This window comes from Aquitalea sp. ASV11 (assembly GCF_016429185.1).
Lineage (GTDB): Bacteria > Pseudomonadota > Gammaproteobacteria > Burkholderiales > Chromobacteriaceae > Aquitalea > Aquitalea pelogenes.
The window spans coordinates 1-18,273 of record NZ_JAELUD010000053.1; the positions used below are offsets into that span (position 1 = coordinate 1).

Below are 18,273 nucleotides of genomic sequence, written 5' to 3' on the forward strand. Positions count from 1 at the left end.
GGTCCAGAACAATCGCACCAAATCTCTTTGTTTGCAGCCTGAAGCCGCTGGATTCCAGCGGCTTTTTGCTTCCTGATCAGGCAGCTACGTGGCTGTCTGTGCTGGCAAGCACTTCGGCAGGCAAGTCCTCCAGCCATTGCTGCAAACGCTCTGCCGTGCGTTCCCAGCGGGTATCCAGCATCATCATGTGCCCCATGTGCGGCAGGATTTCCGCGTTCACATCAAGCCGTTCGGCGGTGGCCACTACGTCTTCCGGCGAAATCAGCATGTCCTCGGCTGCTCCCAGCACCAGCGCAGGTAATGGCGGGATGGCCGCTATCCCGAGGGGGTTGACCAGGGTCATGTCCATCACCGCCCGCTGGCTTTCCAGTTGACAGCGTTGTACCAGCAAGTCGGTGGTGCTGTCCGGTGCATCGGCAGAGAGCAGCAGGTCGCGCAATTCGCTTTGGGCCGGGTTGTAGCTGCCTTGCTGATACAGGTTCAGGTTCAGCAGCAAACCGGGTGCCTGGGTCAAAAGACGCAGGCTGGAGCTGGCCAGACCGGTCGGCGGGACCGATGCCAGAAAAGCGGCGGCCGGCAGGCGATGACGGATCAGGTATTGCTGTAGCACGAAGCCGCCCATCGAATGCCCGATCACGATGGGCATACGCTTGATGCGTTTGATGGCGGAAGCAAGGTTGCGCACATAGTCGTCTATGCTGATGGCGGCCAGATACTGCCGCCCGTCGCTGTCGCCGTGTCCTTCCAGGCTGAGTGCCCAGCAGTCATAGCCCAGGCGGGCAAACCAGGGCAGGAAGGTTTCCTGCCAGCACCATGCGGCACAGAATGCGCCGTGGACAAACAAAAGGGGCGGCGCCTGGCGCGCCGTCCCTGTTGCTGCCTCATGAATCAGTTCGAGGCGTGGTTGCATTGAATCAGAGTACCTCTCCGGCATGGTCTGCCAGTCGTGAACGTTCCCCGCGTTGCAGGGTGATATGGCCGGAATGTTCCCAACCCTTGAAGCGGTCCACCACGTAGGTGAGGCCGGAACTGCCTTCAGTCAGGTAGGGCGTGTCGATTTGCGAAATATTGCCCAGGCAGACTACCTTGGTTCCCGGACCTGCACGAGTGATCAGTGTCTTCATCTGCTTGGGCGTCAGGTTTTGCGCCTCGTCGATGATCAGGTATTTGTTGAGAAAGGTACGGCCACGCATGAAGTTGAGCGACTTTACCTTGATGCGCGAGCGCACCAGGTCGCGGGTGGCGGCACGGCCCCAGTCGCCGCCGTCGTCGTCGCTCTTGTTCAGCACGTCCAGGTTGTCTTCCAGCGCACCCATCCACGGGGCCATCTTTTCCTCTTCCGTGCCCGGCAAAAAGCCGATGTCTTCACCTACCGGCACGGTGACGCGGGTCATGATGATTTCCGAATACAGCTTTTGTTCCAGCGTCATGGCGAGGCCTGCGGCCAGGGTGAGCAGGGTTTTGCCGGTGCCGGCCTGACCCAGCAGGGTGATGAAGTCCACCTCGGGGTCCATCAGCAGGTTCAGCGCGAAGTTCTGTTCCCGGTTACGCGCGGTAATGCCCCACACATTGTTTTTGTGGTGGCTGTAGTCCTTCAGGGTCTGGATGACGGCAGTCTTGCCTTCCACCTTTACCACTCGCGCCTGCAAAGGCTGCGGGCCTTCCTGCCACAGCATCTGGTTGATCAGCAGATTGGGCACATCCTGCCCCTTGACCTGGTAAAAGCTGCGGCCTTGTTCCTGCCAGGACTTCATGTCCTTGCCATTGCGCTCCCAGAATGTTTCGTCGATTTCACGGGTGCCGGTATACAGCAGGTCGGAATCCTGCAGCACCTTGTCGTTGAAGTAGTCTTCGGCATCCAGGCCCAGCGCGCGGGCCTTGATGCGCATGTTGATGTCCTTGGAGACCAGGATGACCGAGCGCTCTGGATAGAGCTCCTTGAGGGCCATCACGATGCCGAGGATCTGGTTATCAGCCTTGCCCACGGGCAGGGAGGCGGGCAGTACGCTGTGAATGGCCTGGGTTTGCAGGATCAGCTTGCCGGTGGCGGCATCACGACTGGCATTTTTCAGCGTGATGCCGGCTTCGATCTTGTTTTCACATCCGCTGACGATATCGTCCAGAAAGCGGCTGGTCTGGCGGGCATTGCGCGCTACTTCCGACATGCCGCTCTTGTGGGCGTCCAGCTCCTCCAGCGTGATGATGGGGATGAAAACATCATGCTCTTCGAAGCGGTACAAACTGGTAGGGTCGTGCAGCAATACATTGGTGTCCAGAACGAACAGCTTGGTGGTTTTGCTTTTCTTACGGCTTACCATGATGGACCCCTTGGCGATGCAGAGCCCGGTCGGCAGACCGGGGCACTGCGTTAGAGAGTGTTTACAAAGGCAAGAACTTCAGCAGCATGACCGGGTACTTTCACTTTGCGCCATTCGCGCACGATCACGCCAGCGGCATCGATCACGAAGGTGCTGCGCTCGATGCCTCTTACCTGTTTGCCGTACATGTTTTTCATTTGGATGACGTCAAACAGGGTACAAACGGTTTCTTCCGCATCGGACAGCAATTCAAACGGCAATTCCAGCTTGGCCTTGAAGTTTTCATGCGATTTGATGCTGTCACGCGAGATGCCGACAATGCTGACGCCGGCAGCGGCAAACTGGGCATGCAGGTCACGGAAATCCATGGTTTCGTTGGTGCAGCCCGGGGTGTTGTCCTTGGGGTAGAAGTAGATCACCAGCGGCTTGGACGCAGCGGAAAGAGAAAAGGTGGTGCCGGCGGTGCCGGGCAGGGTGAAGTCGGGGCAGGGTGTGCCTGACATGCAAGACTCCTGACGGTGGTGGTGGGTGGGAATACAACCGCCTTGCTTTGAGCTTAGCGGAAATTTCTGACTGTTGTCATCCTTATTCTGAACCGCTTTCCGGCTGATGACCACGTCGTATCAGCACCAGCAGCGCACCTTCCCCACCCATGGTTTCATTGGCCTGGCAGAAAGCCAGTACTTCCGGATGGTGACTCAGCCAGGTGCGCACCAGCTTTTTCAGTACCGGCTGGCCATTGGAGCCAAAGCCCTTGCCGTGGATGATGCGCAAGCAGGGCCCGCGGTGTCGCGCGCGGTGCAGGAACAGGGCCAGGGCATCCTGCGCCTGATAACGGTCCATGCCGTGCAGATCCAGCTGACAGGCAACCGGCCAGTGGCCATTGCGCAAACGCTTGAGCGTCTGGCTGGGCATGCCGGGGCGGGAGAACTGCACCAGACTGTCCTGCGGCTCAAACAGGCCTGTCATGTGGCGCAACATGTCCATTTCGGCCTGGTGTGACAGGGCGTGCTGACCGTGGCGATGACGCGGATGAGGGCTGGGTTTCTTGTGCGGAGGGATATGACGCGGCTGGCATTTCAGCGGTTTGACATCGCTGAACAGCTGCTTGAAATCAGGTTCGGGTGGCGGAGCAGGGACAGACACCGGCGCGGCAGGGGTGTCACGCAGACGCCCCTGCCGGCGGATTTCCTTCAATGTATCCTTGAAGGCCTTCAAGATATTACTTCAGGCTGTCCAGATAACGTTCTGCATCCAGTGCTGCCTGGCAACCGGAGGCTGCGCTGGTCACAGCCTGACGGTAGATGTGGTCCTGCACGTCACCGGCGGCAAACACGCCATCTACGCTGGTCAGGGTGGCATTGCCTTCGCGGCCGCCACGGGTGATCAGGTAGCCGGTGGCATCCATTTCCAGCTGACCCTTGAAAATGTCGGTATTGGGCTGGTGACCGATGGCGATGAACACACCCATCAGCTTGATGTCTTCGGTGCTGCCGTCATTGAACTTCAGGCGGGCGCCGGTAACGCCGCTGTCGTCGCCCAGTACTTCATCCAGATTGGCATTCAGCTTCAGGGTGATCTTGCCTTCGGCCACGCGCGACATCAGCTTGTCGATCATGATTTTTTCGGCACGGAAGCTGTCACGACGGTGAATCAGCGTGACATGCTTGGCGATATTGGCCAGGTACAGTGCCTCTTCCACGGCGGTATTGCCGCCACCAACCACGGCAACATCCTGATTGCGATAGAAGAAACCATCGCAAGTGGCGCAGGCGGACACGCCCTTGCCGGCAAAAGCCTGCTCGGACGGCAGGCCCAGGTATTTGGCAGACGCACCGGTGGCAATGATGAGCGCGTCGCAGGTGTATTCACCTGCGTCACCTACCAGGCGGATCGGCTTTTCATTCAGGTGGGTGGTGTGGATATGATCGAAGATCATTTCGGTGCCAAAGCGTTCGGCATGTTGCTGGAAACGCTGCATCAGTTCCGGGCCCATCACGCCGCTGGCATCGGCAGGCCAGTTGTCCACTTCGGTGGTGGTCATCAGTTGGCCACCTTGTGCCAGGCCGGTAATCAGCACCGGTTTGAGGTTGGCACGTGCTGCGTAAACGGCGGCGGTGTAGCCAGCAGGACCGGAACCAAGGATCAGGAGGGGGCTGTGACGGGTGTTGCTCATCGTGTTGTTCCTGTTTTAGGTCGTTGAACAGTCATTTTAGCAGCTTTGCCATGACAGAATGGCGCATGCGGTCTAAACTGGACTTGTTAAATCGTGTAATGAGTGCGGAGGTGGGGGCATGGACGGAATAAGTCAAGTAAGCGGACAGAATGTTTCATCGGCCACTCAGGTGTTCGCCCTGAAAAAATCACTGCAGGCCGAAGGTCAGTCGGTACTGTCGCTGGTGCAGGGTGCCAGCGATACCGGCACGCAAATCAGCCAGGCATCGAATCCGGCCCATCTGGGGCAAAGCATTGATGTACGGGCCTGAGCAGGCCTGATTGGAAAAGCGGCGCTTGCCGCTTTTTTTACGTCTGTAAGAAATGCACTGTCGTCACGACCAATCAGCAGGAGGTGGCATATGAATCCTGGAAAAAGTTATTCCCTGCTGCTATGCGCGTTGCTCTTGCCTGTCGTTGCGGTCGCTGGGTCGCCGCCGCCGCCATTGCCCGGATGGTCCAGTTATCAGTCCGGAGACTATGCCGCAGCCTTTGTCATGTTCAAGGCGGGAGCCGAGCGAGGCGACAGGGTGGCGCAATATGATCTGGCCATGCTGTACTGGCGTGGTGAGGGCGTGCCGCGCAACCGCGAGCTGGCCTTGAAGTGGCTGCAAAAGGCGGTGGACGCGCAGCTGTCTTCAGCCCAGTTTGTGCTGGGCCAGGTATATGAAAGTGGCGATGGCTTGCCGCGTGACCTGCAACAGGCGACGCGCCTGTTTGAGGCGGCAGCCAGGCAGGGGCACCGGGATGCGCAGGTGAGCGTGGCCACGCAGTATTACCTTGGCCGAGGTGCGCCACAGGACTATGGCCGTGCAGCGCGCTGGTATCGGGCGGCGGCAGAGCAGGGCGATGTAGGAGCACAGTATTTGCTGGCCAGCCAGTACGAGCATGGACTGGGGCTGAAGGAAGACTGGCGAGAGGCCGTGCGCTGGTATGCGCTTGCCGGACAGCAGGGAGATCAGGCGGGTTTGCTGAAAGCCAGGGCACTGGCCGCAGAGCATGGTGTCAGATAGCCGAACCGAAATTAAAAAAAGAGTACAAGGGAGCGGACCCTTGTACTCTTTTTTGTATCAATCTAATGGGCGGGCAGTTCAGGCCTGTTCGCTGACTCGGCGGCTGCTTGCCTGAGTGGAGCTCTCCAGCAGGGACTGGTTGCTCTGATACTGCGCTACGGCAATCTGGCCGCTGTTCTTCTGGTTTTCCAGCGTCTGCTGCGCCTGATTGCGGACTGGCGCCGACTGGCTGCTCGCAGTGGCATTGCTGTCGTTACTGTTGCGCTCGCTGTTGCGATTGCTGCTGGCTGTGATTTGGCGGCTGCGGCTGCTGACGGCTGCTGCCGAGGTGCTGCTGGCGGTACTGTCCGACTCACTGCTGGCCCGGCTGGCATTCACGGTACGTGTGCTGTCAGTGCTGTCAGTGCTGACACTGGTGGCCTGGCTGGATGTAAGCTGGCTTGCCAGTGCCTGTTCAATCTGGAAACGGTTCTGGCTTTGCCGGGAAGGTGTGCTGACGACCGCTTGCTGGCTGCTGCCGCTGGCTTGCAGCTGTTGCGTAGTGCTTTCGTTGCGGGCGGATGCCGAACTGCTGCTGTCTTCCGTGGCCTGGCTGGTGCTGGCTGCGCGACTGTTGCGGCTCTGCTGCAACAGGCTGGCCGTGGTACTGGCACTGCTGCTTTGCAGGCGAGAGATGCTGTCCATGGCGCAACTCCTGATGAATGGGCTAACTCTGTGATTTTAGAACAAATTGTCCAGGGTTTGCTGATAAATCACCAGGCCGGGCCGGAAGTGTGTGATTACTTCAACAATACCAATGCCAGCATGCGTTCTGCCAGTGCATCCACACTCAGTTCGCCCTCGGACTTGTACCACTGCACCGACCAGTGCAGGCTGCCCAGCAGGGTGCGGCGTAGCAGGCGGGTATCCTGCTTGACCAGCCCGGCTGCAGCAGCTTCATCCAGTACTTCTTGCCACAGTGCCTCGTAGCGGTCGCGCAGCACGATCAGGCCGGGTTTTGCCGCGGCAGAGACACTGCGCCATTCGTACAGCATCACTTCCAGGGCAGCCTGGTTATCGCCCAGTAGCGAATTCAGATGAACATGAAACAGGGCGGACAGCTTGTCGCGCGGGCTGCGGGCGCGGGCAATGGCTTCGCTCAATTGTTCGGTGGTGGCGGTGATGCCCAGCGCCATGACGGCTACCAGGATTTCTTCCTTGGTACGGAAGTGATAAAACAGGCTGCCCGATTGCAGGCCCACCGCATTGCCCAGGTCGCGCACGGTAGTGCGTTCGTAGCCCTGGTCGCGAAACAGTTTGGCAGCAGCCCGCACCAGTTCCATGCGGCGGCTGTTTTCCTCGGGCTGATTGTTCTTGTCTTGTGCGCTCATGGTTCAGCCTATGTACTACGGGTCAGTTGAATGGTGGTCTTGCCCAGTTCGGGCAGAAAACGTTGTGCAGCCTGCCATGCCAGGTCCGGGCCCAGTTGTTCCAGACAGTTGGTGTGCTGGTAGGGGCACTTGCGTTCGAAGCAGGGGCTGCAGTCCAGATTGAGGCTGACTACCGCTGCCTGATCCGACAGCGGCGGAGTGAAGTCCGGGCTGGAGGAGCCATAAAGCGCAACCAGCGGTTTGCCAAGGGCGGCCGCTACGTGCATCAGCCCGGAGTCGTTGCAGACGGCAAGCTGGGTCAGGCCCATCAGGTCGATGGCTTCCTCCAGCCCGGTGCTGCCGCACAGATTGGTGGCTGTGCCCTCGGCCAGGCGGGCAATGTCATCGCCGATTTCCTTGTCCTTGCCCGAGCCGAACAGCCAGACGGCAAAGCCGGCAGCGGCAAAGCGCTTGGCCAGTTCGGCAAAATGGCGGGCCGGCCAGCGTTTGGCCGGGCCGTATTCTGCACCCGGGCAGAAGGCGACAATCGGGCGGCTGGAGTCCAGTTGCAGGCGACGGGCGGTTTCCAGCTGGCTTTGCGGATTGGTGACCAGTGCCGGATGGTCGATGGGGCGAGGCAGGGGCGTGTTGCGCTCCTCGGCCAGCGCGCAGAAGCGCTCCACCATCATGGGCAGTTCCTGCTCGTCCAGTTCGCGGGTGTCGTTGAGTATCCAGTAGCGTGATTCGCCAATAAAACCGGTGCGTAGCGGTATGCCGGCAAAGAAGGGAATCAGGGCCGATTTGATCGAGTTGGGCAGTACGATGGCCTGATCGAAGCCTTCGGCCTTGAGCTTGCGGGCGGTTTCCCAGCGTTCGCGCAAGCGCAGTGCGCCGTGGCCGAAAGGGTTTAGGTGTGCTTTGGCCACTTCCGGCATGCGAGCAAGCAGGGGAAGAGTCCAGGCCGGGGCAAATACATGCAGTTCCAGGCCGGGGTGGCGCTGGTGCAGCCGCTGGTAAAGAGGCTGGGCCATGACGCTGTCGCCAACCCAGGAGGGGCCGATGACCAGAATTTTTTTCTTCATGAAGGGTTCCGCTTCCAAATCAGCGCCAGCCTGGGGGCCGGGTGGCAGCAAGCTGGCGTTGATTTGGTGAGCGGGCAAGCGAAAAAGGTGCGGAAGCCCGCACCTTTCGCATGCCGTCGGCCAAGCCTGGACTTAGTGGTGGTGTCCTACCGGGCCAACCAGCTTGTACTGGGTGCCACAGTAGGGGCACAGTGCTTCGCCGGTTTTGTGTACCGGCAGGAAAACGCGCGGGTGGGAGTTCCATGCCACCATGTCCGGCATCGGGCAGTGCAGGGGCAGGTCCTTCGCGGTGACTTCGATGACGCGACGGGTATTTTCTTTGAGTTCAGCCATTGTCTTTCCTTGTCAGGCCGGCAGCGCCGGCCCTTGCTGCTTGGGTGTGTTTACTTGACGTAGGTCAGCCAGTGTTCGTGTTCGGCATCCAGGCCCTTCACGATATTGAAGTACTTTTGCTGGATGGCTGCGGTGATCGGGCCGCGCGTGCCTTCGCCAATGGCACGGCGATCAAGTTCGCGGATCGGGGTGACTTCGGCGGCAGTACCGGTGAAGAAGCCTTCGTCGGCGCTGTAGACTTCGTCGCGGGTGATGCGTTTTTCAATGATTTCCAGGCCTTGCTCCTGGGCAATCTGCACCACTGTGTCGCGGGTGATGCCTTCCAGTGCGGAGGTCAGGTCCGGGGTGTAGAGCTTGCCCTTGCGCACGATGAAGATGTTCTCGCCCGAGCCTTCGGCCACGAAACCGTCCACGTCCAGCAGCAGGGCTTCGTCATAGCCGTCTGCCGTGGCCTCGTTGTTGGCGAGGATGGAGTTCATGTAGTTGCCGTTGGCCTTGGCCTTGCACATGGTGATGTTGACATGATGACGGGTGAAGGAGGATGTCTTCACGCGGATGCCTTTTTCCAGGCCTTCTTCACCCAGGTAAGCACCCCACGGCCATGCGGCCACGATGACTTGCACATCGTCCTTTTTCGGCGCCACGCCCAGTTTGCCCGAGCCGTAGAAGGCCATCGGACGGAAGTAGCAGGAGGACAGCTTGTTGGCTTTCACCACGTCCAGATGGGCCTGGTTGATCTCGTCCTTGCTGAAGGGCAGGTTCATGCCCAGGATCTTGGCGGAGCGGAACAGGCGGTCGGTGTGATCCTGCAGGCGGAAAATGGCCGGGCCCTTGGGGGTTTCGTAAGCGCGCACGCCTTCAAACACGCCCATGCCGTAATGCAGGGTGTGGGTCAGTACGTGGGTGGTGGCATCGCGCCAGTCAACCAGTTTGCCGTCATACCAGATGAATCCGTCACGATCTGCCATCGACATCTTGGAGCTCTCCGTCATTGTGTTTTGTTAGCAGGCGATTATACCGCCAGTGTTGCCGTTGTGAACCGTCACCGGTGAAAAACCCGGTCAGGTCAGGCTGTCTGCGCCAAAAACCTGTAGCCACAGCGCCTGGGTTTGCTGGTAGTGCTGGCGCAGTGTGTCGTTGACTTCCACCTTGCTGCTTTCGTTCAGTCGTGCCGCATGCTGCAGTTTGCGGTAGTAACGGTAAGCGCTGCGACCCTGTTCGGCCAGCGCGTGACTCACCAGCCCGGCCTCGGCCGCCACCGCCAGCAGGGCAATATTGCCGGTATTGCCGGTGAAGGCCGGTAGCTGGCGGGCATGGGCCAGAATCAGGTATTGCACGATGAATTCGATGTCGATGATGCCGCCGCGTGCATGTTTGACGTCGTGCTCGTGTGGCGGGTGGCTTTCCAGCATGCGCTGGCGCATGCCAAGCACTTCGCTGCGCAGGGTGTCGTGGTCTCGCTGCAGGGTGAGTACATCGTGACGTATCGTTTCAAAACCGTTGCCGATGGTGCTGTCGCCGGCCACGTAACGGGCGCGGGTCAGTGCCTGGTGCTCCCATACCCAGGCTTGCTTTTCCTGATAGTTGCGGAAGGCCTGCAGCGAGCTGACCAGGAGGCCGCTGGCGCCATTGGGGCGCAGGCGCAGGTCGATGTCGTACAGGATGCCGGCACTGGTGGCACTGGTCAGCCAGGTGGACATCTTGCGTGCCAGCCGGGAGTAAAGCTCGGTAGCGTCCGGGTGTTCGTCGTCGTAGAGGAAGATGATGTCCAGATCCGAGGCGTAGCCCAGCTCCTTGCCGCCCAGCTTGCCGTAACCAATGATGGCAAAGCACGGCGTATCGGTATGGCGGCTGGGAATGTCGCGCCAGGCGTGGCGCAACGTGGCATCCAGTACTGTGTCGGCCAGCATGGATAGCTGGTCGGACAGGGCTTCTACCGTCCACATGCCGGCAATGTCCTGTGCCACCAGGCGGAAAGCCTGGGCGTGCTGGAAGTGGCGCAGGGTATCCATTTTGGCTTCGATGTCGCCGTCGGATTGCTGCATTTGCTGTTCCAGCTGGGCGGCGAGTGTGGGCCAGTCGGGCGTGGCGTACAGCACGCGGGCATCCAGCAGTTCGTCCAGCAAGATGGGGTGGCGCGTCAGGTAGGTGGATACCCAGGCGCTGGCCGAGCACAGGGTGGCCAGGCGTTGCAGGGTCTGCGGGTATTCGGTGAGCAGGGCCAGGTAGGATGCGCGTCGGCTGATGGCTTCCATCAGCCCGATGATGCGCGACAGGGTGGCTGCCGGATTGGGGAAGTGGGTGGATACCTCGATCAAGGGCGGCATCAGCGCGTCGAATTTCTTGCGGCCAGCCAGCGGAATCTGCTGGTAGCGCTGGCTTTGTGCCAGTGCACGCAACTGGCCGGTGACGCCGGCAATATCATCAAACCCCAGGGTGCTGAGCTGGGGGGAAGGGTCTTGTTCGCCAATGTCATTCCACAGGCAGGACAGGGGATGGTCCGGCGCGGTTTCGGTGGGTAGGATGAAGACCTGCTCGAAGTGACGCGTCACCTTGCGCCGTTCGGTGTTGAGCGCATCCAGGAAGGCGGGCCAGTTCTGATAGCCCATGCTGTGGGCAATCTTGGCCTGGTTTTCTTCGCTGGCGGGCAGGGTTTGGGTCTGCTGGTCGTCCAGGTATTGCAGGCGATGTTCCAGATTGCGCAGGAAGGCATAGGCTTCTTGCAGTTCCGCTACGGCTGCCGGTTCCAGCAGGCGCAATTCGGCCAGCCGGTCCAGCGTGGCGCGGGTGCTGCGCAGTTGCAGGGTTTTGTCGCGACCGCCGCGAATCAGCTGGAATACCTGGGCAATGAATTCCACTTCACGGATGCCGCCCGGCCCCAGCTTGATATTGTCGGCCATGTCGCGCCGGGCCACTTCGCGGCGGATCTGGGCGTGCAGCTCGCGCATGGCGCCGTAGGCGTTGTAATCCAGATACTTGCGATACACAAACGGGCGCACCATGTCAGCGAGGCCGGCCACATCGCCGGTCAGTGCCTTGGCCTTGATCCAGGCGTAGCGTTCCCATTCCCGGCCTTGGGTGAGCAAGTAGTTTTCCAGTGCCGGGAAACTCATCACCAGCGGGCCGGAGTCACCGTAAGGACGCAGGCGCATGTCGACACGGAATACCTGGCCGTCCAGTGTGACGTCGTTGATCAGGCTGATGATGCGCTTGCCGACCTGACTGAAGTATTCGTGATTGCTGATCTTGCGCGGGCCACTGGTTTCGCCGCCTTCGGGGTAGATGAAGATCAGGTCGATGTCGGATGAGACATTCAATTCACCACCACCGAGCTTGCCCATGCCAATGACAATGAGTTGCTGGACTTCGCCGCTGTCCTCGCCAATGGGCTGGCCGTATTGCGGCAAGGCGCGACAGGCCGACGCCAGTGACTGCTGTACGGCAAATTCGGCCAGCTGGCTGATGGTGCTGACCACTTCGTCGAGGCTGGCCAGCCCGTTATGGTCCCGGGTGATCAGCCGGGCCATCACCGCCTGGCGCAGCCGTCGCAGGGCGGCGCTCATGCCTTCCGGGCTGTCCAGTGTGTCCCACGGTGCAAAACCTGCCATTTCGGCAGCATCAAACGGATGCAGCAGGCGTGCTTGCAACAACGCCAGTTGCTCTGGCCGTGCCGTCAGCAGACGGTCCAGATAAAGTGAAAAGGCACGGCTCTGGGCAATGGCATGCTCCGGGTTTGCTGGCATAATGGCGCTGCACTCGCTGGTTGGTCCTGATAACACTTCATTGTATCGGTTTAGCTCATTTGGAAAAGCCCCTGTATCTGCTTGCCAGAATCCACGTCATCCGCTTGCTGCGCAGAGTCCTGCGCATCGCCGGCCTGTTGCTGGTGCTGGCAATCCTGATGATCGGCAGCGCATTTTCCGTGTTCAACTGGTGGTTTCTGCCCCGGCTGGAGCAGTTTCGCCCGCAGCTGGAACACAGCCTGTCCGAAGCCAGCGGGCGGCAGGTCAGCATTGCCGCCCTGTCCGGGCAGTGGCAATGGCAGGACATGGCACCGCAGCTGCAAATGGGCGGGCTGCGCATTGCCAACCCGGTGAGTGGCGATGCGCTGACCTTGCAACAGGTGACGGTGCTGCCTTCCTGGTTGTCGCTATTGTCTTGGCAACCTTTGTTTTCCAGCATTGTGATTCAGGGGCCCAGTGTGGCGCTGGTGCGCAATGTCGATGGTCACATCCTGCTCAACGGCTTTGACTTGTCGGCCAGTCCGGCCCGCCCGGAAGCTGCCGGGAGCGAGCCCTCCGCCAACTGGCTGCTGCGCCAGCGCCGTATTGAAATCAGCCAGGCGCATATCAGCTGGGAAGACAAAATGTTCGGCCTGCCACGGCTGGACTTGCAAGGCGGCCAGCTGGTCCTGGGCAAGACCTTGCTGGGCCACCGCCTGACGCTGTCCGGCCGGCCGGTGGTGACGCTGGGCAAAGGCTTCGACATGGAACTGTCCTGGCGTGGCAATGATTTCAGCCAGTGGCGCGACTGGTCGGGTAATGTACGGGTGCGGCTCAATGGCGCACAGGCCGGCATGTTGTCGCGCTATATGGAAAAAGTCGGCCTGGTGAATCGTGGCGAGGGCAGTGGCACGCTGGAGGCTGATTTCTCCGATGGCCATATCAACAGCTTGCAGGCCGATGTCAGCATTCACAATGCCGCCTATACCCCGCGGGATGCCCACACCCTGGTTCTGCCTGTGATCAGCGGCAAGTTGCAGCTGGAACGCTCGGCCAAGGGGGCGTATGTCATCAATGCATCCAATCTGACCCTGGCCAGTTCCAGCGGGCTGGCTTTCGACAATTCCAGCATTCGTGGCGACTGGTTGCCGGGTGAGCAAGGGCATGGCCAGTTGACGCTGGATAATGTCAATGTTGCCCATCTGACGCCGTTCATCCGTGCGCTGGGCGGGGATGGCAATTCGCTGTTCTCCCGCTTTGCACCCAGCGGCCAGCTGAAAAACCTGTCGCTAGGCTGGACCGGGCCGTTGCAGTCGCCGCGTCAATATACGGTGGCCACCCGTTTTGATTCCCTGGCCTGGCAGGCCTTTGCCACGGTACCTGGTATCAGCGGTGTCAGTGGCTCACTGCGTTTTGGCGAGCAGGGCGGCAGCCTGCAACTGGATAGCCGTCATGCCACGCTGAATTATCCGGTGGTCTTTCCGCAGCTGCTGAATTTTGACCGGCTCAATGCCCGCGTGGACTGGAAAAACCAGGGCAAGCAAACCGATGTCGATTTTCAGGATGTCAGTTTTGCCAATGCCGACCTGACGGGGCGGTTTGGTGGCCATTATCACCATGGTGAAAGCGGCCCCGGCGTGGTGGATTTCACGGCCAGCGTGGATCAAGTGGCGGCTGAACGGGTGCCGGCCTATCTGCCGCATGCGGTGGGAGAGGATACCCTGCGCTGGCTGAAGCAGGCCTTGCTGGGTGGTACTGCGCGTGATGTGCGCATGATTCTGAAAGGCGATCTGGCCAACTTCCCCTTTGCCGGTGGCAAGGGCGGGCAGTTCAGCGTGGATGCCAAGGTGGAGCAGGGCAAGCTGCTGTATGAAAAAGGCTGGCCCACCATCGACAACATTCAGGCCGATCTGGGTTTCCATAACGAAAAAATGCTGATTGCCGCGCGTTCCGCCAGCACGCTGGGTGTGCCTTTGTCTGCCGTACAGGTTGGCATAGACAACCTGGGTGCCACCCAGCCGGTGCTGACGGTGCAAGGGCGGGCGCAAGGACCGCTGGCCAGCATGTTGAAGTTCACTACTGCCAGTCCGGTGGACGGCTGGCTGGATGGCTTTACCGGCAATCTGCAAGCTGGTGGCAACGCTGCGCTCAATCTCAAGCTGGGTATTCCTCTCTCGGGGCATGAAACGCCCAAGGTGCGTGGCGACATCCTGCTGTCCGGCAATCAGCTGGGTTTCCGGACGCTGCCGATTCCGCCGCTGTCGCAGGCGCAAGGCACGCTGACCTTTACCGAACATGGAGTGGAATCCAGTGGCGTGGCATTCAAGGCGCTGGGCGGAGCCTTTGTATTGAAGGCAGCCAGTACAGCGGCCGGACGCATGAATTTTGATATCCGTGGCGAGGCCGACAGCAAGCAGGCGCTGGACCGCTATCTGCCGGTGCTGGCTCCTTACGTCAGTGGCCATGCGCCGTTCGGCATTCAGTTTGCGGTGCAAAAGGGGCTGGAAAGCCTGACGGTGCAGTCCGGCTTGCAGGGCGTCAGCATTCTGGCCCCGGCTCCGGCAGGCAAGCAGGCTGCGGACGTGTTGCCGCTGTCATTGCGGGTGACACCCGGCAAAACGGCACAGCAGCCGGTACGGCTGGATCTGGATGTCGGCACCGTGGCCAGCGGCAGCCTGTTGCTGGATGAACACGGCAATCTGAAAACCGGGGTAATTGCCTCCGGTCGCCCGGTGGGCAAGCAGCCTGATGAGGGCTTGCTGTTGCGTCTGGCTGCGCCGAAGGTGGATTTGCCTGCCTGGGTGGATGCCATTGCCGGGCCTTCCGGTTTGCATGGCAATGCGGCAACTGCGGGCAAGCCCTTGCAGATTGACCTGCCTTTGCAGATTGATCTGGAAACGCCGCAGCTGGACAGCTGGGCTGGCAGTCTGCACAAGGTGACGGCCAGCCTTGGCAACCGGCGGATTCGCCACGGCTGGTCGCTGGATGTGCGGGCGCATGAAATGAGTGGCAATATTGAATACTTGCCGGAAGGAAACGGCCTGCTGCGCGCCAATCTGGCCTATGCGCTGCTCAACCCGCCGGAAAAAGGCAGTGCGGCGGATGGCGACAACACGATGTCGGACAAGGGCGACTGGCCGGCACTGGATATCCATGTGGGCGATCTGGTGTACCAGAACCGCTCGGTGGGCAAGCTGGACGTGCGGGCGCGTCGCGAAGGGCGTGACTGGCTGCTCAATCCCTTGCGACTGGATGCGGCCGAAGGCAGTTTGCAGGGCAGCGTCCGGGTGCGGCGCAGCGAGGATGGCAAGGAAGTGGATGCCCGTTACCGGGTAGACAGTACCGATGTAGGCAAACTGCTGGCCCGCGTGGGCTTGCAGGACACATTCCGCAAGGGCGAAGGCACGCTGGCCGGTAATATGCGCTGGCCGGGCGGCTTGTTCGATCTCAGTGTCAAACAGCTGTCCGGGGACATGACCCTGTCTTTGAAGAACGGCCGCTTTGCCAAGGTGGACCCGGGTGCAGCCCGTCTGCTCGGGGTGTTGAGCCTGCAATCGCTCACCCGGCGGGTGAAGCTGGATTTCACCGATGTATTCAGTGACGGTTTTGCCTTTGACTCCATTACCGGCGATGCCCGCATCAGCAAGGGTGTATTCGTTTCTGATAATGTGCACCTGAAAGGGCCGGCAGCGGATGTCTTCCTCAGCGGGCAGGTGAACCTGGCCAGCGAAACCCAGGATGTCCACATCAAGGTGCAGCCTCATCTGGCCGAGAGCGTGGCGCTGGCTGCGGGTGCAGCACTGCTCAACCCCGTGGTGGGTGTGGCAGCACTGGCGGCACAGAAAGTATTCCAAGATCCGGTCGGCAAGATTTTGTCGGTCGAGTACGACCTGACCGGTTCCTTTGCCAACCCGAAGGTGGAGAAACGGGCAGTAGAACCTTTGAGAAACAGCAAGCGGATCATCACGCCATGAAACAGAAATTTATAGCAGCTGCCGTGCAGATGGTGTCCGGTACCGATGTGGCAGCCAATCTGGCCCGTGCCGCAGCGCTGGTGGCCAAGGCCGCTGCCGCCGGAGCGGCTTTTGTGGTGCTGCCGGAATATTTTTGCCTGATGGGCAGAAAAGATGGCGACAAGGTGGCCATTTGCGAAGAAATGGGCAGTGGCCCCTTGCAGACTGCCCTGGCCGCGATGGCGCGTGACAACAAGGTGTGGCTGGCGGCCGGTACCATTCCGTTGCAGAGCCCCGAAGCAGGCAAGGTATTCAACACCACGCTGGTGTTCGACCCCGATGGCGTGGTGCAGGCCCGCTACGACAAGATCCATCTGTTTGGCTATACCGGTAATGGCGAGCGCTATTGCGAGTCGGACAGCATTGTTGCCGGACATGAGCCGGTAAAGGTGGATATCGGACTGGCAGAGGTTGCCTGCGGCATTTGTTACGATTTGCGCTTTCCCGAGCTTTTCCGCAAGCTTGCGCCGTTTGACGTGATGATACTGCCCGCCGCATTCACGGCCACTACCGGCGAAGCCCACTGGGAGGTGCTGATGCGAGCCCGCGCCATTGAAAACCAGTGCTTCGTGATTGCCTCCGGCCAGGGGGGTACCCACGAGAATGGCCGCAAGACCCATGGCCAATCCATGATTATCGATCCCTGGGGGCGCATTCTGGCGCAACAGGCCAGCGGCGAAGGTGTCGTGCTGGCCGAACTGGACCCCGCATTGCTGCAATCGGTGCGTAGCGGCCTGCCCGCGCTGGCGCACCGCGTGCTTTGACAGAAAGACCCACCATGCAAGACGCTTTCACCATTGCCGATCAACTGCTGCTCTCGCCATTTGGCGTGGATGAGTCCGTGATCGAGAAAACCTTTTCCCGCATGCGCCAGCATGCCGTGGATTATGCCGACCTTTATTTCCAGTACACCCGCAGCGAGGGCTGGAGCCTGGAGGAAGGCATTGTCAAATCCGGCAGCTTCAGTATTGATCAGGGGGTAGGGGTACGTGCTGTGGCTGGCGACAAGACGGCCTTTGCCTATTCCGACGATATCGGCGTGGACGCCATCTCCCGCGCTGCCGATGCGGTACGCGCCATCGGGCTGGCGGGTGGCGATGGCAGTGCCGGCAAGCAGTCCCCACAGCGCGCACGTGACCTTTATCCGGCCATCGACCCGTGTTACAGCCTGGAGGCGGCGGCCAAGGTGGCCTTGCTGGAAAAGGTGGAAAAACTGGCTCGCGCCATGGACCCGCGCGTGTTGCAAGTGATGGCCGGCGTCGCCTCGGAATACGATGTGGTTTACGTGGCCCGCCATGACGGCGTGCGCGCTGCCGATGTGCGTCCGCTGGTGCGGCTGTCTGTGCATGTGATTGTCGAGCACAACGGCCGGCGCGAGCAGGGTTCTGGCGGCGGCGGTGGCCGTTTCGACCTGACCCGCTTTGACGATGCACTGGTGGAGCAATATGTGCGTCAGGCAGTGGATCAGGCCCTCATCAATCTGGAGGCACGTCCGGCACCTGCCGGGCAAATGACGGTGGTGCTGGGCTCCGGCTGGCCGGGCGTGTTGCTGCATGAAGCCATTGGCCATGGCCTTGAGGGCGACTTCAACCGCAAGGGTACATCGGCATTCTCCGGCAAACTAGGTCAGCGGGTGGCTGCTGCCGGCGTGACCGTGGTGGATGACGGCACGCTGGATGGCCGTCGCGGTTCGCTGGCCATTGACGACGAAGGCAATCAGACCAATCGTACCGTGCTGATCGAGGACGGCATTCTCAAGGGCTATATGCAGGACGCCATGAATGCCCGGCTGATGCAGGTGGCTCCCACCGGCAATGGCCGGCGCGAGTCCTATGCGCATATCCCGATGCCGCGCATGACCAACACCTACATGCTGGGTGGCCAGCATGATCCGGCCGAGATCATCGCTTCGGTGAAGGACGGCCTGTATGCCGCCAATTTTGGCGGTGGTCAGGTGGACATCACCAGTGGCAAGTTCGTGTTTTCCGCTTCGGAAGCCTGGCGTATCGAAAACGGCAAGCTCACCTATCCGGTCAAGGGCGCCACGCTGATCGGTAACGGGCCGGATGTGCTGGGCCATGTTTCCATGATCGGTAACGACATGGCGCTGGATCAGGGCGTTGGCGTCTGCGGCAAGGAAGGTCAGAGCGTGCCAGTGGGCGTGGGGCAGCCCACCTTGCGCATCGATGGTGGCCTGACAGTGGGCGGAACGGCGGGCTGAGCGGAATT

Annotated in this window: 15 protein-coding genes and 1 pseudogene; 5 read left to right on the forward strand and 11 right to left on the reverse strand. The window is 60.5% G+C overall.

The genetic code is table 11. The features are described 5' to 3' along the window. Nucleotides 1–76: 76 nt before the first annotated feature. The 5 genes from JHD62_RS15510 to trxB all read right to left on the reverse strand — a co-directional run bounded on the left by JHD62_RS15510 (nt 77) and on the right by trxB (nt 4,494). The gene (locus tag JHD62_RS15510) at nt 77–910 is read right to left on the reverse strand and encodes an alpha/beta hydrolase (RefSeq protein ID WP_199103684.1); all 834 of its coding nucleotides are present in this window, start codon (nt 908–910) and stop codon (nt 77–79) included. Between the two features lie 4 nt (nt 911–914). Further along, nucleotides 915–2,318: a PhoH family protein gene (locus tag JHD62_RS15515; RefSeq protein WP_062789247.1), complete on the reverse strand. Its 1,404-nt coding sequence runs from the start codon at nt 2,316–2,318 to the stop codon at nt 915–917. A 50-nt stretch (nt 2,319–2,368) separates the two neighbouring features. After that, the gene (locus tag JHD62_RS15520; protein WP_199103685.1) at nt 2,369–2,821 is read right to left on the reverse strand and encodes a peroxiredoxin; all 453 of its coding nucleotides are present in this window, start codon (nt 2,819–2,821) and stop codon (nt 2,369–2,371) included. 82 nt (nt 2,822–2,903) lie between these two features. Then, nucleotides 2,904–3,536, reverse strand: coding sequence for a Smr/MutS family protein (locus JHD62_RS15525; protein WP_199103686.1), 633 nt, complete (start codon nt 3,534–3,536; stop codon nt 2,904–2,906). A 4-nt stretch (nt 3,537–3,540) separates the two neighbouring features. Then, the gene (trxB, locus tag JHD62_RS15530; protein WP_062789245.1) at nt 3,541–4,494 is read right to left on the reverse strand and encodes a thioredoxin-disulfide reductase; all 954 of its coding nucleotides are present in this window, start codon (nt 4,492–4,494) and stop codon (nt 3,541–3,543) included. Nucleotides 4,495–4,612: 118 nt separating this feature from the next. On the opposite strand from trxB, the gene JHD62_RS15535 reads away from it, so the two are divergent. Together JHD62_RS15535 and JHD62_RS15540 are read left to right on the forward strand one after the other, a co-directional pair. After that, on the forward strand, nt 4,613–4,804 hold the full coding sequence (locus JHD62_RS15535; RefSeq protein WP_131359417.1) for a putative motility protein: 192 nt from the start codon (nt 4,613–4,615) through the stop codon (nt 4,802–4,804). A 225-nt stretch (nt 4,805–5,029) separates the two neighbouring features. After that, a complete protein-coding gene (locus JHD62_RS15540; RefSeq protein ID WP_233160997.1) occupies nt 5,030–5,545 on the forward strand; it encodes a tetratricopeptide repeat protein in 516 nt (171 codons plus the stop codon). Between the two features lie 78 nt (nt 5,546–5,623). Here the strand turns inward: JHD62_RS15540 and JHD62_RS15545 are convergent, their stop codons facing one another. The 6 genes from JHD62_RS15545 to glnE all read right to left on the reverse strand — a co-directional run bounded on the left by JHD62_RS15545 (nt 5,624) and on the right by glnE (nt 12,052). Continuing rightward, nucleotides 5,624–6,229 (reverse strand): hypothetical protein, encoded by a 606-nt coding sequence (locus tag JHD62_RS15545; protein ID WP_199103688.1) that lies wholly within the window; start codon nt 6,227–6,229, stop codon nt 5,624–5,626. Between the two features lie 95 nt (nt 6,230–6,324). Continuing rightward, entirely contained in the window at nt 6,325–6,915 is a 591-nt protein-coding gene (locus tag JHD62_RS15550; RefSeq protein WP_045845094.1) for a TetR/AcrR family transcriptional regulator, read from the reverse strand. Between the two features lie 8 nt (nt 6,916–6,923). Continuing rightward, entirely contained in the window at nt 6,924–7,976 is a 1,053-nt protein-coding gene (gene waaF / locus JHD62_RS15555; RefSeq protein ID WP_199103689.1) for a lipopolysaccharide heptosyltransferase II, read from the reverse strand. Between the two features lie 132 nt (nt 7,977–8,108). Continuing rightward, nucleotides 8,109–8,309 carry a zinc-finger domain-containing protein gene (locus JHD62_RS15560; protein ID WP_045845093.1) on the reverse strand — a complete coding sequence of 67 codons (201 nt, stop codon included), beginning with the start codon at nt 8,307–8,309 and terminating at the stop codon, nt 8,109–8,111. A 50-nt stretch (nt 8,310–8,359) separates the two neighbouring features. After that, complete coding sequence (locus JHD62_RS15565) at nt 8,360–9,283, reverse strand: branched-chain amino acid transaminase (RefSeq protein ID WP_199103690.1); 924 nt, start codon at nt 9,281–9,283, stop codon at nt 8,360–8,362. Nucleotides 9,284–9,370: 87 nt separating this feature from the next. Next, a complete protein-coding gene (gene glnE / locus JHD62_RS15570; protein ID WP_199103691.1) occupies nt 9,371–12,052 on the reverse strand; it encodes a bifunctional [glutamate--ammonia ligase]-adenylyl-L-tyrosine phosphorylase/[glutamate--ammonia-ligase] adenylyltransferase in 2,682 nt (893 codons plus the stop codon). A 59-nt stretch (nt 12,053–12,111) separates the two neighbouring features. Between glnE and JHD62_RS15575 the strand changes: the two genes are divergently transcribed. From JHD62_RS15575 to tldD, 3 genes and pseudogenes are all read left to right on the forward strand, one after another. Next, nucleotides 12,112–16,005 carry a YhdP family protein gene (locus JHD62_RS15575; RefSeq protein WP_199103692.1) on the forward strand — a complete coding sequence of 1,298 codons (3,894 nt, stop codon included), beginning with the start codon at nt 12,112–12,114 and terminating at the stop codon, nt 16,003–16,005. After that, complete coding sequence (locus tag JHD62_RS15580) at nt 16,002–16,808, forward strand: carbon-nitrogen hydrolase family protein (protein WP_131359427.1); 807 nt, start codon at nt 16,002–16,004, stop codon at nt 16,806–16,808. Before JHD62_RS15575 ends, JHD62_RS15580 begins: the two co-directional genes overlap by 4 nt. A gap of 98 nt (nt 16,809–16,906) precedes the next feature. Beyond that, nucleotides 16,907–18,265, forward strand: a pseudogene (tldD, locus tag JHD62_RS15585) (metalloprotease TldD); the annotation flags it as partial. Nucleotides 18,266–18,273 lie beyond the last annotated feature (8 nt).

What these genes read in the sequence shown, in the direction of transcription:
- JHD62_RS15515 (WP_062789247.1), bottom strand. Translation starts at nt 2,318, where the DNA reads ATGGTAAGCCGTAAGAAAAGCAAAACCACCAAGCTGTTCGTTCTGGAC.
- trxB (WP_062789245.1), bottom strand. Translation starts at nt 4,494, where the DNA reads ATGAGCAACACCCGTCACAGCCCCCTCCTGATCCTTGGTTCCGGTCCT.
- JHD62_RS15580 (WP_131359427.1), top strand. Translation starts at nt 16,002, where the DNA reads ATGAAACAGAAATTTATAGCAGCTGCCGTGCAGATGGTGTCCGGTACC.
- JHD62_RS15520 (WP_199103685.1), bottom strand. Translation starts at nt 2,821, where the DNA reads ATGTCAGGCACACCCTGCCCCGACTTCACCCTGCCCGGCACCGCCGGC.
- JHD62_RS15510 (WP_199103684.1), bottom strand. Translation starts at nt 910, where the DNA reads ATGCAACCACGCCTCGAACTGATTCATGAGGCAGCAACAGGGACGGCG.
- JHD62_RS15545 (WP_199103688.1), bottom strand. Translation starts at nt 6,229, where the DNA reads ATGGACAGCATCTCTCGCCTGCAAAGCAGCAGTGCCAGTACCACGGCC.
- JHD62_RS15535 (WP_131359417.1), top strand. Translation starts at nt 4,613, where the DNA reads ATGGACGGAATAAGTCAAGTAAGCGGACAGAATGTTTCATCGGCCACT.
- JHD62_RS15550 (WP_045845094.1), bottom strand. Translation starts at nt 6,915, where the DNA reads ATGAGCGCACAAGACAAGAACAATCAGCCCGAGGAAAACAGCCGCCGC.
- glnE (WP_199103691.1), bottom strand. Translation starts at nt 12,052, where the DNA reads ATGCCAGCAAACCCGGAGCATGCCATTGCCCAGAGCCGTGCCTTTTCA.
- waaF (WP_199103689.1), bottom strand. Translation starts at nt 7,976, where the DNA reads ATGAAGAAAAAAATTCTGGTCATCGGCCCCTCCTGGGTTGGCGACAGC.
- JHD62_RS15560 (WP_045845093.1), bottom strand. Translation starts at nt 8,309, where the DNA reads ATGGCTGAACTCAAAGAAAATACCCGTCGCGTCATCGAAGTCACCGCG.
- JHD62_RS15540 (WP_233160997.1), top strand. Translation starts at nt 5,030, where the DNA reads ATGTTCAAGGCGGGAGCCGAGCGAGGCGACAGGGTGGCGCAATATGAT.
- JHD62_RS15565 (WP_199103690.1), bottom strand. Translation starts at nt 9,283, where the DNA reads ATGTCGATGGCAGATCGTGACGGATTCATCTGGTATGACGGCAAACTG.